General features: G+C 51.0%; 11 protein-coding genes. 3 read left to right on the forward strand and 8 right to left on the reverse strand.

Features of this window, described 5'->3' with window-relative positions:
- Positions 1-447 precede the first annotated feature (447 nt).
- Together AB1656_26100 and AB1656_26105 are read right to left on the reverse strand one after the other, a co-directional pair.
- Positions 448-1,203: an SDR family oxidoreductase gene (locus tag AB1656_26100; GenBank protein ID MEW6238872.1), complete on the reverse strand. Its 756-nt coding sequence runs from the start codon at positions 1,201-1,203 to the stop codon at positions 448-450.
- A 4-nt stretch (positions 1,204-1,207) separates the two neighbouring features.
- Positions 1,208-3,922 (reverse strand): sugar-binding domain-containing protein, encoded by a 2,715-nt coding sequence (locus AB1656_26105; GenBank protein MEW6238873.1) that lies wholly within the window; start codon positions 3,920-3,922, stop codon positions 1,208-1,210.
- A 194-nt stretch (positions 3,923-4,116) separates the two neighbouring features.
- On the opposite strand from AB1656_26105, the gene AB1656_26110 reads away from it, so the two are divergent.
- Positions 4,117-4,686: a prepilin-type N-terminal cleavage/methylation domain-containing protein gene (locus AB1656_26110; GenBank protein MEW6238874.1), complete on the forward strand. Its 570-nt coding sequence runs from the start codon at positions 4,117-4,119 to the stop codon at positions 4,684-4,686.
- A 339-nt stretch (positions 4,687-5,025) separates the two neighbouring features.
- Here the strand turns inward: AB1656_26110 and AB1656_26115 are convergent, their stop codons facing one another.
- The 4 genes from AB1656_26115 to AB1656_26130 form a co-directional block, all read right to left on the reverse strand.
- The gene (locus AB1656_26115) at positions 5,026-5,595 is read right to left on the reverse strand and encodes a prepilin-type N-terminal cleavage/methylation domain-containing protein (GenBank protein ID MEW6238875.1); all 570 of its coding nucleotides are present in this window, start codon (positions 5,593-5,595) and stop codon (positions 5,026-5,028) included.
- A 483-nt stretch (positions 5,596-6,078) separates the two neighbouring features.
- Positions 6,079-8,151 carry a hypothetical protein gene (locus tag AB1656_26120; protein MEW6238876.1) on the reverse strand — a complete coding sequence of 691 codons (2,073 nt, stop codon included), beginning with the start codon at positions 8,149-8,151 and terminating at the stop codon, positions 6,079-6,081.
- A gap of 638 nt (positions 8,152-8,789) precedes the next feature.
- Positions 8,790-8,948, reverse strand: coding sequence for a hypothetical protein (locus AB1656_26125; protein ID MEW6238877.1), 159 nt, complete (start codon positions 8,946-8,948; stop codon positions 8,790-8,792).
- Complete coding sequence (locus AB1656_26130) at positions 8,932-9,249, reverse strand: DUF6788 family protein (protein ID MEW6238878.1); 318 nt, start codon at positions 9,247-9,249, stop codon at positions 8,932-8,934. Before AB1656_26130 ends, AB1656_26125 begins: the two co-directional genes overlap by 17 nt.
- A gap of 273 nt (positions 9,250-9,522) precedes the next feature.
- Here AB1656_26130 and AB1656_26135 point away from each other — a divergent pair, with 273 nt between their 5' ends.
- Positions 9,523-10,455 (forward strand): TIM barrel protein, encoded by a 933-nt coding sequence (locus AB1656_26135; protein MEW6238879.1) that lies wholly within the window; start codon positions 9,523-9,525, stop codon positions 10,453-10,455.
- 36 nt (positions 10,456-10,491) lie between these two features.
- Here the strand turns inward: AB1656_26135 and AB1656_26140 are convergent, their stop codons facing one another.
- Positions 10,492-11,073: a prepilin-type N-terminal cleavage/methylation domain-containing protein gene (locus tag AB1656_26140; protein ID MEW6238880.1), complete on the reverse strand. Its 582-nt coding sequence runs from the start codon at positions 11,071-11,073 to the stop codon at positions 10,492-10,494.
- A gap of 304 nt (positions 11,074-11,377) precedes the next feature.
- On the opposite strand from AB1656_26140, the gene AB1656_26145 reads away from it, so the two are divergent.
- Complete coding sequence (locus AB1656_26145; GenBank protein MEW6238881.1) at positions 11,378-12,163, forward strand: DeoR/GlpR family DNA-binding transcription regulator; 786 nt, start codon at positions 11,378-11,380, stop codon at positions 12,161-12,163.
- A gap of 405 nt (positions 12,164-12,568) precedes the next feature.
- Here AB1656_26145 and AB1656_26150 read toward each other — a convergent pair whose 3' ends face one another.
- Positions 12,569-15,490, reverse strand: coding sequence for a CotH kinase family protein (locus tag AB1656_26150; protein MEW6238882.1), 2,922 nt, complete (start codon positions 15,488-15,490; stop codon positions 12,569-12,571).
- Positions 15,491-15,600: the final 110 nt, after the last annotated feature.

Here is a 15,600-nt window from a genome sequence, read left to right on the forward strand (position 1 = left end):
TTCTTAGGAGCAAACCACCCGCGGTTCGCGGGCTATATTAGGCAGAAAAAGTAGAAGAGCCATCTTGGCTCTTTCTTTCGCTACTCAAGAGGCTGGAAGCCTCTTCTACTCTGGTGTTTCAGAAGAGTTACAAAATAATACCAATCTGCATTAAGAATGTCGCTTTTCAAATTCCTCTCCCAAGATGGGGAGAGGTTAGGTGAGGGTTGATATTATTGGACTTATTATTCCCTCACCCTAACCCTCTCCCAGAGGGCGATGGAAATTATAGGCGCCAATCTAAATGAAAGTTGGTATAACTTCCTTTCACCTTTGGGTGATAAGGCTGCTCTTACACATCATTATTGAAAATTAGGATTAATATTCTCAAACTAATTTCCAACTGCCGTTTTTAAGATCATTTGAAAGTAGGGGCGCATTGCAACGCGCCCCTACGCTTTGAATTGTCTACAACGCCCACATGCCCCCATTGACGTCGATCGTTACGCCTACGAGATAACTGCTATCGTCCGAGGCGAGGAAACTGATGACCTTTGCAATTTCTTCCGGCGTTCCCTGCCTTCCGATGGGGACGCGGGTTAACAGCTTCTCCATCATATCCGGCGGCGTGTATTTTTCGTGGAAGGGCGTATCGATGAGACCCGGCGCCACGCCGTTAACGCGGATGCCGTATTGAATCAACTCTTTACCCATGGCTTGGGTCATGGTAATTGCGCCTCCCTTGGCGACGCCATAGGGCATGGCTCCCGGCCCGCCGCCGAATCGTCCCGCCACGGACGAGTTGATGACGATCGTTCCTTCTCCGCGTTCCTTCATTTTGGCGCCGATTTTCTGGGACAAGAAAAAGACGCTCCACAAGTTCAATTTCATCACCTCGTCCCACGTCTCTTTAGTTATCTCGAAGAAGAATTGGCGTTCTACCAATCCCCCGGCGTTGTTGACCAGGATATCGATGGGACCGAATTCGTTCTCGACGCGGTACGTCAATTCCTCGATATGGAAGTCATCCGTCAGATCGGCTTGCATCCGCCAGATTCTGCAACCGATCCGTTTCAGTTCGGCGTCCAGGTCGACGGCGCCCGCTTCGTTGCGATGATAGGTGAAGGCGATATCGGCGCCCTCTTTCGCCATCGCGATAGCGGCGGCTTTGCCGATGCCGCTGCTGGCGCCGGTGATCAATACTTTTTTATAATCGAATCTCATGACTTTATTCCTCGGAGAATATCAATGTCGGCGGGATGGGATATCTCCCGCTCTTTTCGCCAAAAATCCGGATGCCATCCGCCGTTTGGATCGTAATGCTCACGGGTTTGTCTTTGTCGATCAGCTTGACAGGAACTTCCATCGTCTGCAAGAAGCCGTAACTGCTGGGCGGCGCCATTTCGAGTATATTGCTCAAAATCCCGCGATAATCCGCCGGATCGTTCGGCAGAACCGCTTTTCCTATGGATTGCCCATTGACCAATACTTCCACGGTAGAAGGATAAACGTTATTGACATCCGTCTGAGGAGTGCATACCGTGCGGATTTTCTCTTTCCAATCCACGCGTTGAATTCCCGCGCAGGCGCCCATCTCGCAGATGAATTGCGCTTTTTTGATTTTGGATAGATCCAAATCTTTGGGCAATTCGATTTCATAGGTTATCGCCGCCTTGCCGGGAAGGGAAACGGCGTCGCGCTTGCCCTTGGGAAAGTCCATTACTTCTCCCTCGGCCTTTTTATAATCCGCAGGATTCCAACATACGGTCCCTTTCGCCGCCTCCGCTTTCGCGTCGAGATTATGGAACGTCCAGAAATTGCGGGCGGCCAGTTCGCCCTTGCCGTCTTCCACCCACGCATAAAGCAAAATCAAACTGGGCGTTTTGGGAACGGCGAATTCGATCGGCTTCGCTTGCATTACGCTATACGCTTTGGCTTCGATGGAAGCGGGCTGGCTTGACTTCGCGATCGTCTTCCATTGGGAACTCATCCGTTCCATCGCATAGACCTGCCAGTATACGTTGAAACGTCCGCATTCTCTTCCAGAATAGAGGCTCAAGGAGACGGGAACGCTTTTCTTATCTTTTCCGGAAAGATTCTCGCCCGCCATCGCATCGAGTACCAGAAAATCGGCCGTATTCAAATCGCGATAGGTGAAGCGCGGGTGATTTTTGGGGGCGGGAACGAAATCCTCGTAGCCGAATACCTTGCGGCTGCGGTCGTAATTCATGAATCCATTGTGTTCCCATTCGATGTCCTGCAGTTCGGTATAGATGTAGCCGCAGATTTTCTGATGGCGGCGCAGTTCCTGGGTAAGATAATGGAAGCACCAGGAGATATCGCGGTCGCCCATGCCGGCGCTGACGCCGCCGTATTCGCTGTTCATCAGCGGCTCGATTCCCTGTTTATGGCCGCCGATGTAATTGAATTCCGAACCGGGATAGGTTTCCTTGACCACTTTCTCGATATGCTCCCGCGCTTCTTTGTGCGGATAAATATAGAAATGCCAGGAGTTGATATCGGTAAGGACATGATCGTAATTGCAGGGAGAATTGTCTTCGATCAGACGCGTCGAGTCTATTTTCTTGGTCATCTCGAATATCTCTTTCACCCACGCCTGGCCTTCGGGGGTTTTTTGCTGCTTCAATCCCCAGGTTTCGTTAAACAAAACCCAGGCGATGATGGAGGGATGGTTGAAATCGCGTTGTATGGCTTCCGTCATGGTTTTTACGTAATTTCTCTGCGCTTTTTCCGTATAATCGATAAAACAAGGCATGTCGTAGAGAATGGTTACGCCCAGACGATCCGCCCAATAATAAAAGCGCGGCTCGTCCGCTTTGATATGCAGGCGCAGATTGTTGAAGCCGAATTCCTTCGCATCCGCTAAATCCTTGCGCACGGCATCGTCCGTGGGATAGGTATAGATGCCATCGGGATGAAACGCCTGGTCTAAGGCGCTGAGGATATAGAACGGCTGGCCGTTCAGATAGATGTATTCGTAAGGATTCTCGCCGTATTTCCCCCGCGATACGTCGCGCAGGCCGAAGTAGGTATGGACGGAATCCACCAATTCCGATTCGACGAATAAATTTAATCTCATAAAATAAAGCATCGGCGACGAGGGCGACCATAGTTTCGGCTTCTCAATTTTTATCGTTCCGCTCAAGCCGTCGAATCCGTCGGAACTATCGATCGCAGCGGAAGGCCCTGCGTCGTCGGCGTAGACGTCGGGCAAGAGCACCAGCGTCATTTTTTTCTCGACCTTTTGGCTGGGCGTAGCGGAGACAAAGACCTCGCCGCTGGTTTTGGCTTCGATGCGAATATCCTGAATGTATGGCTGCCCAGCTTTTTCCCCCGCTTCCAGATAGACCGTCTGCCAAATGCCACTGGTACGCGTATACCAGCCGATCTGCTTGCCGACAGGCTGCTCTGAGCTGGTATCATCGACCGCTTTCACGGTGAGGACGTGCTCTTTGCCGTCGGCGGCGCCGCTAAGCAGGAAAGTAAAGGGCGTATATCCCCCGTCATGCTCGCCTAGAAGATTGCCGTCGAGCCAAACTTTGGCGCTCCAATCGACTGCGCCGAAATGGAGAAGAACTTGTTTGCCGCTCCATTCGGCGGGCAGAGTGAAGCGGCGCTGATACCAGGCCGCGCCCTTATAAACCATATCACCTATTCCGGAAAGTTTACTTTCCCAAGGATAAGGAACGACGATCTTTTTAGGCCAATCGCTTTTATCCGGCTTGAACCAACCTTCCGCCTCTCCGGCGTTCTTCTCGTCGAAGGCGAAATTCCACTCGCCATTGAGGTTGATGAAGGCGTCCCGGCGCAAATCGGGACGGGGATGCGCGGGACGGGGCGTCTCCGCCAGCGCACCGCCGCTTATTCCCATTATGCACAACAGGATAGCGGTTTTAACAATACTATTCCGGAAATTTTTCATCGAATTTGCTCCTTTATGAAATTCAATATGGATGCGGTTTATTACAAAATAGATTTCATCAATCCTCAAGAGCAAAGGGAGGGGATTTTGGATTTTGAATTTTGGATTTTGAATTTAGAATTTTGCTTTTCGCCTTATAATATTCACTAAATATTTTAAGATGGAATGAAATCATTCTACGAGAGACGAGAACCATGAACCATCGGCGTTTACCCTTATCGTTCGCTTTCACTCTCATCGAATTGCTTATCGTCGTGGCTATTATCGGCGTTCTCGCCGCTATCGCCGTTCCCAATTTCCTCAATGCGCAAATCCGCGCTAAGATTGCGCGAGTGGAATCCGATCAACAGGCCATCGGCACGGCGTTGGCTATGTATTCCATCGATCGCAATGCGTTTCCGCCGTTCTCCAACTTTCCCTTGTTCGCCGCTCGCGGCGTACCCGAATTGACCACGCCCATCGCTTATCTGGCGGCTTATCCCGGCGATCCCTTCGAATGGACCGTCGAAGGGTCCGGCCTGCAAGGCAACCTGAGATTCACTAAGATCGCCTACTACAACCTGGACATCATGGAAAAAACCGGACAAGCGCGCGGAAGTTCCAACTTCGGCGTGTTGGAAGCGCGGCAAGGCTTCCGCTGGATCACGCGCAGCCTGGGACCGAACCGCCAATACGATTACGACTCCTCCAACAACGTCTTCCCTTACTACAGTTCCAGCAATGGCCTTGTCAGCCGCGGCGATATTTATCGCAATGGTTCATAATCCACAGCGGCGGGGATCCCGGCGCCTATAGATGGCCATGTCATTAAGGGAATCCCTTATCCTCAAGAACGGCAGATAGAGATGTATGGCAGGGTGGCTAGGCTTCAATCATCCCTTAAGGGATCGATCAAAGGCAGACTTCGTCTTGCCTTGCCGCCCCGTCACCCATCGACATCCCAGCCTTGAAAGGCTGGGCTATTTTCAAATGCCCCTTTAAAGGGGCAAACGACAATAGTCCTCCGTTTCAACAGCGGGGCGGAAGGGCTTTTCTTGCTGCCATCGCCGAGGGCCTTTTCTCGGCAGGGGGGGCACTCGTCACATTGTTTTGATATGCCCCTTTCATTGCAGCCGGTTTTTATCGAAAGGCATCCAAGGCGGGCCGAGGCGGACGATGTCGCCCCGGCTTTTGATTCCGTTGCTGGGATCGTAATCCGGCTGGAATCCCACTCCCTGATCCATGTCGGGACCGGCGCTGGCGACGCGCCAATAGGCGCCGCGCGTAGACTGCGGCGCATTGCTGGCGATCTTGGCGGAACTCCAGTCGTAATAATCGTAGGTTTGCGTATGGAAAGAGGAGTCCATTTTCTTTTTGCCGAAGGGATCGGCGGGATAGAAGGAAATGAACGAAATCGGCGTGGTCAAGGCGGAAAATCGGCTGATAGCCGTGCCGGACATGATCTTCTGATCGATCAAATGGGCGACGGGATAATTGCCGAATTCCAGACGATAAGACTCCAGCGCCGTATCCAACGTCCGGAAGTCAGCCTGCACCCGCGTAACCTTGGCGCGGATCTGGGCGTTGAGAAAATTGGGAACCGCAATAGCCGCCAGGATGCCGATAATGGCGACGACGATGAGGAGTTCGATTAACGTAAATCCATTGGGATTGCGCAGAGGAAAATTTTTCATAGTTTTTTTTTACCTGACTCAAATTAAACGCGAAAAAACATGAAGGAGTTATTTTGCATACCGTATTGAATCACGAAACCACGAAAAGAAAAACGAAAACACGAAAAAACATTTACTCAAGGAAATGCGTTTTGAGAACGGTTTTCCATGCAATCAAAAAGGATACTTGTTATACCAGTATGCGTTAGGATTATTGCTTATATATTCCCTCGCCCTCTGGGAGAGGGTTAGGGTGAGGGAATAATAAGTCCAATAATATCAACCCTCACCTAACCTCTCCCAATCTTGGGAGAGGAATTTGAAAAGCGACAATCTCAATGCAGATTGGTATTATCCGCGATTCAAAAGATTCGCGACATCCCAGCCTTTTCGAGGTTCCGCGTTTCAAAACGCAACGCATAGAATAATGCCTTCCACCTGTTGACGCGGAAACGGCGGGGCCGCGCCGAAGCGTTGCCCCGCCGCCTATCGCTGACGCAAAGATTATTGCAGCATCCAATCGGATACGGCGGATCCTCCCGCCGTCAATGTCGCCGCCAACAGATATATTTTATCCGCATCGATGGCGGATTGATGGGGAAAAGCAATCTTGTCGAGTTTTTTGCTCGGATCGATCGTATAACGGCGCTGCAATAGATCGAGGCCGAAATTCGCCGGATTGCCGCTGGTATTTTTGAGATCGTTGAAAACCAGGTTGTCGGAGAGAATGGAAAGTTCGCCCGAAAAGACCGCCATCGCGAAGATTCCCGGCCCCCAGCCGTCGCCTGTGCTGGCGTCGGTGAATTTTATGAAGACTTCCTTCGTTGGATTGTTTTGCAGCGTTGGCGCCAAGTCGATCGTATAATATTGCTTGTTGGTTTCGTTGTGGATATCCACTCCGTACATGGTCATGGAATTCAACACTTCCTCAAAAGCCGCTTCGCCGGTTTCGACTTTATTCACAATCAATATGCTTTTCAAATAAGGCCCCCAGCCGTTGGTTGGGATGCCGTCGGAAAAGCGGAAGCGAACGATCTTACTGGAATTGTTCTTCAAATAATTGGTTAGATCGAAAGTGTAAATGGTCAGGTTGCTGTTGTCGGTGGTTTCCTGGCCGCTTTCCGCCACCCAATCTTTGGCTACGGTAAACGCGCCATCCGTTCCCGGAGCAATCTCCACGACGAACTGGTTGCCGACATTGATCTGAGCGAAAGCCGTGGTTACGTCGTCGGGAAGGTCGAATTGATAAACCATATACGCATTGCCGTCGGCGAAGCGAAAGTCGCCGCCGGGGATGCTTCCCCCTTCATCGATGAGGTAATTGTGCTCGTCGGCTGTGCCCACCGTCATGCTGTTGTAGCGGATCGCGCCCGTCGGCCCCGAGAGCGAAACGATAAAATTATTGGCCATATCCACGACGGCTTTGGCTTGGACGGCATCATCCGGCAAGTCGAAACGATAGGTGATGGAGCCGTTGCCGTCGGCGAACCGATGGCCGCGGTTGGAGGGGCCGGAACCGCTGTTGTCATACAGGAATTTCTTTTCTTCGTCATTGCCATTGGTTTGGAACAGGGCGTAGACGGCCGCTTTGGCGGCGTCGATCTCCGGCGACAGCGTTTCTTCGAAAGTATTGGATTTTCCCGTGTAGAGGCTGATGCGCTGCAAATACGGCCCCCAGCCGTTCGATGTCGTGGCGTCGGTCAAAAGGATGTAGATTTCGCCCGTATTTTCGGCCAGATAGGGCGATATGTCGAATTCGTAATTCTTCAAATTGCCCAAGGCGCGATGTTCGAATCCGCCGTACAAATCCATCGAATTAGCCAAAACCGTATAACCTTCCGTCGCGGCGCTTTCGGGATCGCCATAATACGCCGAGATGGAAATCACGAAATTGTTGCCCACGGTAACGCCCAGCGTCGCTTGCTTGACGTTTTCCAGGCCGTCGATGACGTAGAGAACATAACCGGTTCCATCGATGAAGCGGTTGCCGCCGGAATTGCCGTTGCCCTTTTCCAGAAGAATGTATTTGGCTTCATCGGCGCCGAAATTAGTACTGAAAGAGACGATCGACTGCACTTGGCTGTCATCCGTATAACGGTAAAACGTATTCTCAAACGCCGTGGGACTGGACAGCCAACCGGCGATGGGGCCGAATCGCTTGGCGTCTATCGAACCGTCGGCGTAACGGAATTCGATGTTTCCAAAAGGATCGCCCATACTCCCCGGTGCGGACAACATAGCCAGATCGACGTATTGATAAACGCCGTCGGGAATGTCCAAAACCTGGCCGTTGACGGCAAGGGCGTCCAGCGAGGCTTGTTGGAGCGGACCGAATAGAAAAGAAGTGCGGCCGTCCTGCGTCAGCGCTTCGGCGCCATCGTTATAGGAAGAAGGCAAGGTTAAGGCGTCAATGCGGTCGCCCTGATCGTTCAAGGCGGCGCCCAATCCCGCGCCTCCCGCTTCCAGGACGGCGTCGGAATCAAAAAGCGCCGTCAGATCGACGTACGTCTGCTGCGCCAAGGCTGGGGCCATGGCGCAAACCATCAGTAATCCCATCGTGCAAATGCGTTTCCTCATATTCTCCTCCTAAATTATTTGGTTCATCCAGTATTTGAGTCCTTTTTCCTCCTTATGATGGATTGATTGAATGTATGAATCAAGATAGCCAGAATGAAAGGATAACCAGGATGGGACGGCAGAGGTTCTTGGATTGAATCACGATGACGCGAAGAAAAAAAACTAATACCCAGCCTTTCAAGGCTATCAATTATACGCAAAAATTTTACGAAGAATGTCGGGAGGATCAAAGGCTTCCTGGATTAATGATCCATGGAGTGAAAGGGCGTTAAAAATCGTCAAGACCTGAACCAATCCTCTCATTAGGATCTGATCTTTACCCACCAGTCGAGGGGATTACTCAAGGGCAAAAACAACCTTGCCCTAGGCGCCCCATTAATCAAGGGCGGAAGGAGGTTTCATTTTTTACGTTTCCGAATCGCGCGAATACCACGAAAATTTCGAATCGCAGATTTCACGGACGAGTCGGATTCTATGGAGTTAACATGCGTTTTTCTCTCCCAGCCTTGAAAGGCTGGGCTATTATCAAATGCCCCTTGAAAGGGGCAAACGGTAATGGCCGTTTTAACGGCGGGTTGACTAACCAACTTGGTTATTCTTTATTCCCGACAATCCCGATTCAGGCATTCATAAATACCTCAATACTTGTGGGTAAAGATCAGCGCTTGGGGCAGAGGGGCGCGGGGAAAGCCCATTGCCAATTCCAACTGCCGCAAGAAACATTCGTTCCGCTTTTCGCGGCCCAAATCCGTATGGCGTTTCGCTAACGCCAAGACGTCTTCACAAGATAGGTTCATCGAGCACTCTTCCTTTCATGAGTTGGATATTAATCGCAGTGATCCGATCTACGATCTCCAGGAGTCGATGGTATTGCTGGATGCCCTTGCGAACGGCGCGAACCTGAGTTTGAGAGATATAGACTTGACGTTGCGATTGGTCTCGGGCGACGACCAAATAGGCTCGCGGACCGTGCTGTAGACCGGTATGACAAGAGCAGTTTGGCCGAGAGCAAGTGGAAAACCGTTCCAAGCAGGAGCCTCGCAAGAGGTGAGAAAGCGTGGAAAGTTCCTCAAGCAGACGGCTTCGTTCTCTTCGCAATGACTCGATTTTTCTGGCTGGTAAGGTTGACATAAGATTAGTATAGCATATATCTTATATGCTATACAATAGAAAAAAAGATAAAATCTTTGCGATCCGCTATTTTCCGATAAATATGTGTATAATTGATAGCCTTGAAAGGCTGGGATGACGACGGGGGGTGGAAAAGGCAAGACGAAGTCTGCCTTTGATCGATCCCACAAGGGCAGGCTGAGGCCTTTTGCCCTGCCGCCGCCACATCCCATGATAAATCGGAAAGGAAACCCATCCGCCATGAAAAATGAAACTCTTTCTCGCCGCGATATCCTTAAGGCTTCTTGTTTTACCGCTGGGACGCTGCTGGCCGCCGCTCCCGCTGCCCGCGCTGCGGATTCGGCTTTGCATCTCGCCTCCAACCAGTATTCCTGGCATGTGTATTTTCAGCGGGAAGGCCGCGACTTCATCAAGGATTTGGACGCTGGTTTCAAGGAAGCCGCTTCCAGCGGCATCGACGGCTTCGAACCCAGCATCGGCGATCCAGGCCAGATCGATTCGATGGCCCCGCAATTGAAAAAACACGGCTTGGAAATGCGTTCATTGTACGTCAACAGTACGCTGCATACGGCGGAAGACGCTAAGAAAAGCATCGAACAAATCCTCGCCGTCGCCGCCAAAGCGAAGGCCGCCGGCGCGCGTATAATCGTTACCAATCCCAACCCCCTTCAATGGGGCGGTACGGAAAACAAGAATGACGAGCAGCTGCATATCCAAGCGGATGCGTTGGATCGTTTGGGCGAGTCATTAGCGCAAATGGGGATGACCCTCGCCTATCACAATCACGACATGGAGTTGCGCAACGCCGCCCGCGAGTTCCATCACATGATGGCGGGAACGAATCCCAAGCATGTTACGCTATGTTTGGACGCCCATTGGATTTATCGCGGCTCCGGCAATTCGCAAGTCGCCTTGTTCGATGTTGTAGAATTGTACGGCGCCCGCATTTCCGAATTGCATTTGCGCCAATCGATTAATAATATTTGGTCGGAAACTTTCGCGGAAGGCGATATCGATTACGCCCGCCTGGCGAAAGCGCTGCGCCAAATAGGCGTCAAGCCGCATTTGGTTTTAGAACAGGCGGCGGAAAAAGGCACGCCTCAAACCATGAATCCCGTCGAGGTTCACAAGAAAAGCGCCGCTTACGTCCGCCAACTATTCTCCGGATTCTGAAATGGTTCGGAATGGTTTGAAAAACAACGTAATGGATCAAGGGCCGTAGCGAACGATGTTGCCTTCGCTGCGAATCCCGTTGGATGGATCGTATTGTATATATTCTCCCGCTTTGGGATGGCCAGCGGGATAAACCAGGGCGTATATCCAAGACGTCGTCGGACCGAATCCGCGCAGTTGCCACTCGTAGCGCCCTTTGGGAAAGCCGCTTCCCTGCTGCGCCCAATAATTGGAGCCTCGGGTATTTCCGCCGGCCGCCAGCCGCGTCCAATAATCGTAATTGCCCAGCCGGTTATTGCCGTCTTTGGGGCCGTTGCGCGAATCGAGCGGATCGGTATTGAAGGGATCAAGCGGAATGGAGGACATATAGGCGACGGGCGTCGTCAAAGGAATATACCGTTCGTCCATCCAGTTGGGTGGGAAAATATGGGGATAATCGTTGCTGTCGAGACGATAGGTTTCCAACGCTAAAGCGAGGCTTTGTTGATCCCCTTGAGCGCGAGCGATCTTGGCGCGTATCTGCGCATTGAGAAAATTGGGAACGGCAATAGCGGCCAAGACGCCGATAATGGCTACGACGATTAAAAGTTCGATTAAAGTAAAACCTCGATTCTGCAAGATTATCCTCCCTAATAACAACGTAATAAATGAAAATCGATTTTCTCTTGGTTGCGTCGTATATAAAGTTCCCTTATTGAATTACTGAAGATATGGGAACAATATCTATTTTAAAAAGATACCATAAAATGAATTGAATTTATATATCGATATAATATCTTTTCTCAATTATTCAATAAACGTCAATTTTATTCGAAAATATTTGTCATTTCGCCCTGTATTTTTCATGATTGTTCGTACATAATCATCGTAAATGAGCGGCTCGAACGACGACGCGATTCATTCCAGTTTAAGGTAAATCGTTATGCTTCAAGAAGAAAGATACGAAAAAATTCTATCGCTTCTCAAGGAAAAACGGCACATCACCGTCGAACAAGTGCATAAGACTTTTCCCATCAGCGCGTCTACCGTACGGCGCGATTTTCGCGAGTTGGTGGACCGCAATCTGGCTCGTCGTTCGCGGGGGGGAATCAGCTTGTTGACGGGCGTGAAGGAGAACGGCAAAAACATTCCCTTCGATCTGCGGCGAGTTACGCATACGAAGGAAAAAGAGAAGTTGGGGACCGCCGCTGCTTCATTATTGCAGCCCTATCAAACGATCTTTATCGATGGGGGGACGACGACGCTGCAACTGGCGCGGTTTCTGCCAAAAATTCCTTTGACCATCATCACCAACTCCATCCCGCACGTCATGATGATGATCGAGCATCACCGGGACAATCCGAATTTGGAGATTTATACCGCCGGGGGATACGTTTACGTTTCCTGGAACGTCAATCTCGGCCCTCAGGCGCGATATTGTCTAGCGCAATATCACGCGGATTACGCGTTTATGTCGGCGAGAGGAATCAACAAGGAAGGAGTCTACAACCACAACGAAATGGTAGTGGAGATCGAACGCGTGATGATCGAAAATGCGGATCGAGTCGTTTTCATGATGGACCATTCGAAAATCGGGGAGCGTTCGATGAGTTTCATCTGCGGCAACAACGATATCGATATATTGATTACCAGTAAAAACGACGGTAAAAAATCGTTTCTCGATTTCTTCCGCGAATCCGGCATCGAGGTTATGGAGGTGGAAATATAACATTGCAAAACAGTGATGAGTGACGAGCCCCCCTACCGAGGAAAGGCACTCGGCGATAGTAGGAAGAAAAGCCCTGCCGCCCCGCCGTTGAAACGGCGGGCTATTATCGTTTGCCCCTTTAAAGGGGCATTTAAAGTAGCCTTTCAAGGCTGGGATGGCGGTTTGTCCTTACTACCCAACCTTTTGGGCACATTTTACATGACTTACAAAAATGTTTTCTTAGGAGCAAACCACCCGCGGTTCGCGGGCTATATTAGGCAGAAAAAGTAGAAGAGCCATCTTGGCTCTTTCTTTCGCTACTCAAGAGGCTGGAAGCCTCTTCTACTCTGGTGTTTCAGAAGAGCGACAAGTTGTTAGTAGAAAAATAGGACGGGGCGCGTTTTTTGACCCATCATTATTCGGAATCTAATAAAGTTGCCAATCGGACTCGCCGGTGTGGATTTCGAAATCGTCGGAAAATACTACTTTGCCGTTTACCAGCACTTTGAAATTATCGAACTGCGAGGTCAGGCCGTTCATGGTGCTGCCGGTAAGGCCGGGGAAGCCGGGGGAGCGCTGTTCGAAACGGGCATCGTCCCAGGAGATGGCGTAAGGAGTATCCGCCGAGTCTTTTTTCTTGATGCTTCCTTCGAGGTGGTTGTTGCGGCATTGCAGAGTCATACTGTACCATTCTCCTGTTTGCCATTGATACGATCCATTCGTACCCCATGCGATGAGATCGTTGAGGACATCGACGCTGCCGTAGTCATTGTGAAGGAGAAGATTCAAGCCTCGTTCGCCATCTGAGGGATTGATGCGCACAGCGACGCCGGAGCGGGCCAAATCTCCATCCTGCCAATCCACCATGCGGACATCGGCCTGGACAATGTAGTCGCCGGTTCCGAAATCCTTATCCACCCATACGTGTTTGGGATCGAAACTGGAATCGGAGTAGCAATTCAAAACTCCATCGGCGATATACCAAGAGCCGCCCGATCCTATGGCCCAATCCTGCCCCAAACTGCGCATGTTTTCCGGCATATATTTCAGCGTCGAGGTTCCCGACGAGTAGACGGTTCCGTTAACAGTAATCGATCCCGTAATGTCCACGGACATAGGCGGATTGGCGGCGGGAGCGGTCAAATCGTAGGTCAAGGACGCTTCGCCTGTAAGATTGGATAGTTTCCAAGCAATAACGTTTCCAGTTTTGGCGACTTCGCCGAGCGTGGCTTGGATATGGGACGCTGCGAATCCGGCGGGCAGATTTTCCACAACTGACGCCGAGACCGTTTGACCTTCTACGGCGGTTATAGTCAAGCGAATCCCGGCGAGAGTGGAACCGGCATGATAATCCAACGAGGGAATTTGGCGGGAAGCGACGAAAGAAGCGGGGAATTGAGTGCGCAAAAACTCGTGGCGCAGGCGCAGGAATCTTCTTAACGTATCGTAAGAAGTTTTGATCTGATTGCGGCGGTCGTTGCGCGGACGGCCGAGGTATTGTTCCAGAAGATCGAGGTCTTGGTTCAGCAGCGTTTCCGCCTCTTGGATCATGCCATTCACACGATCCAGGGAAAAGAGGCCGTCGAGGGCTTCCCGCACTTTTTGAACGAATTCACGATGCAAATCGGCGTCCATGTGAAAGGGGCGTCCGATAACGCCGACGAGATTTCTTCCCGTTAGTTCCGGCGAACCCGGCGCGATGCCGGTGATGGGAAAATCGATGGGCATTTTCCAAAACATGGGATCGCTGTCGGTATAGCCGAAGGTTTTATCGACATCCCAAGGAATGATTTCCCATTGATCGAGGGGCGGCGGATTGTGATAAAGAAAGATGTTGTTCTTGAATCCATCCCAATGGCTTAGTAAAAACGTCGCGACTTCATAGCCCATGACTTCATCGATCGCCAAATAATGGCGCAGGTCTTGGGACAAGGTTCTGCGATTGGACGGCGTAATATGCTGGAAGAGTTCGCGGTAATCCTCGTCGCCGGAATCGAGGTTGGTCATTTTAGTGTAACCTCCCGGTTCATTGTAGGCAATCTTATAAAGATTGCCGCTGGGATCGCGGCCGTTCATTTCCAAAAATTTTTCGTTGGGTTGTTGGTAGGCGATGCGTTGATAATGATTGCCCTTGTCGATGACGCGATACCACTCGCAGCGCTCCGCTAACGCGCCGAAATCGCGGAAGAGTTGATAGGAAATATGCTCCGCGTGGGGAGACTGGGGACCGGCGGTGGTTCCCGGCGAGGGCGATTCGAGATTGAGGTTGATGGTGCGGTCGCCTCGGTGTTCTTCACCTTTGAGAAATTTCACTTTCTGGCCGTTGCGCGCGGCGATGAGGCTGACGCCGTCGTAAACCTGCGGTCGGCCGTCGAGCATTTGAATGACGGCGGCGGAATACTTACGCGCCGTCGAGGGGATGCTGGACGACAATGAATTGAACAGCCAAAGAAGCGGCAGTTTGGAGGGAATTTCGCCGTCATAGACAAAATAGGATTCATAAGGATGCGGTTCGGAAACATGAGGCAAGCGAAGCGTCGATCCGTTCGTTAATGTAATATTCACTCCAAAACGAACCAACGTCTGCGATCGCTGGGCGGGGATTTGGGCTTTAAAAGCGATGGAGCCGCTCCCTGCATCGGGCGCGGATAAGGTTAGGGAGTAGGATTGGCCGCTGGAGACCGTCGCAGCGGTTTCTACAAGCAGAACCGCCTTGCGAATTTGGTCCACGGCGTCCAGATCGATTTCGATATCCACGGCGTCTTGCGATGTTGGATGTTGCGGGCGGATGCGATAGGCGAGAATAACGGGTTTTGGCGGCGTTCCGAAAACCGAGTTTTGCCGTCCCGGCGTTCCGCTTTTCGTTAGAGAGGCTCTCCAGGAGTGGAAATCTTCAGACGAAAGGTCTGGGGAGATTCGTTCCAAAGACGAACCGTATCCATCAGCCCCTCGCGGCCAAAGAAGAGCGTCGTTATAGGCGAAATTGTCAACTATGCGTCCATCGGGAGCGCGCAGAGTCAGCCTTTCGCCGCTGTTGGCCAAGTTTCCGTTATAGGGTCCAACCTTGGCCAATTCGCGCCATGCCGACAGGCTGAGATTTTTCGCGACGAGCAGATAGCCGCCGGCGGGAATCGCCGTGGATGCGGGAAAAGTATAAGCCACGCCGTTAGTAAAAGCGTAACCGGATAGATCGACGCTTGTTTTTGTAGGATTGAATAGCTCGATAAATTCCTCCGGGCCGTCATCGGGAGGATTATAATGAATCTCGTTAATGACGATGTTATCGGCAGCATAAGACAGGGACGCCGAAAAGAAAAAAATCGCCGCCATATGGAAAAAATATTTCATGAATAAAACCATCCTTCCAAACCTTCTGTTTATAAAAGACTAGCGTTTCCTTGTTGCATTATTGAATTGCAGTAACTATATAGCCGTATGTTAAGAGAAGAAATAGGAAT

This window comes from Candidatus Omnitrophota bacterium, from assembly GCA_040755155.1.
In the GTDB taxonomy this organism is placed as follows: domain Bacteria; phylum Hinthialibacterota; class Hinthialibacteria; order Hinthialibacterales; family Hinthialibacteraceae; genus JBFMBP01.

Coding starts and splice junctions, on each gene's coding strand:
- AB1656_26120 (MEW6238876.1), bottom strand. CDS start 8,151: ATGAGGAAACGCATTTGCACGATGGGATTACTGATGGTTTGCGCCATG.
- AB1656_26145 (MEW6238881.1), top strand. CDS start 11,378: ATGCTTCAAGAAGAAAGATACGAAAAAATTCTATCGCTTCTCAAGGAA.
- AB1656_26150 (MEW6238882.1), bottom strand. CDS start 15,490: ATGAAATATTTTTTCCATATGGCGGCGATTTTTTTCTTTTCGGCGTCC.
- AB1656_26105 (MEW6238873.1), bottom strand. CDS start 3,922: ATGAAAAATTTCCGGAATAGTATTGTTAAAACCGCTATCCTGTTGTGC.
- AB1656_26125 (MEW6238877.1), bottom strand. CDS start 8,948: ATGAACCTATCTTGTGAAGACGTCTTGGCGTTAGCGAAACGCCATACG.
- AB1656_26100 (MEW6238872.1), bottom strand. CDS start 1,203: ATGAGATTCGATTATAAAAAAGTATTGATCACCGGCGCCAGCAGCGGC.
- AB1656_26135 (MEW6238879.1), top strand. CDS start 9,523: ATGAAAAATGAAACTCTTTCTCGCCGCGATATCCTTAAGGCTTCTTGT.
- AB1656_26115 (MEW6238875.1), bottom strand. CDS start 5,595: ATGAAAAATTTTCCTCTGCGCAATCCCAATGGATTTACGTTAATCGAA.
- AB1656_26110 (MEW6238874.1), top strand. CDS start 4,117: ATGAACCATCGGCGTTTACCCTTATCGTTCGCTTTCACTCTCATCGAA.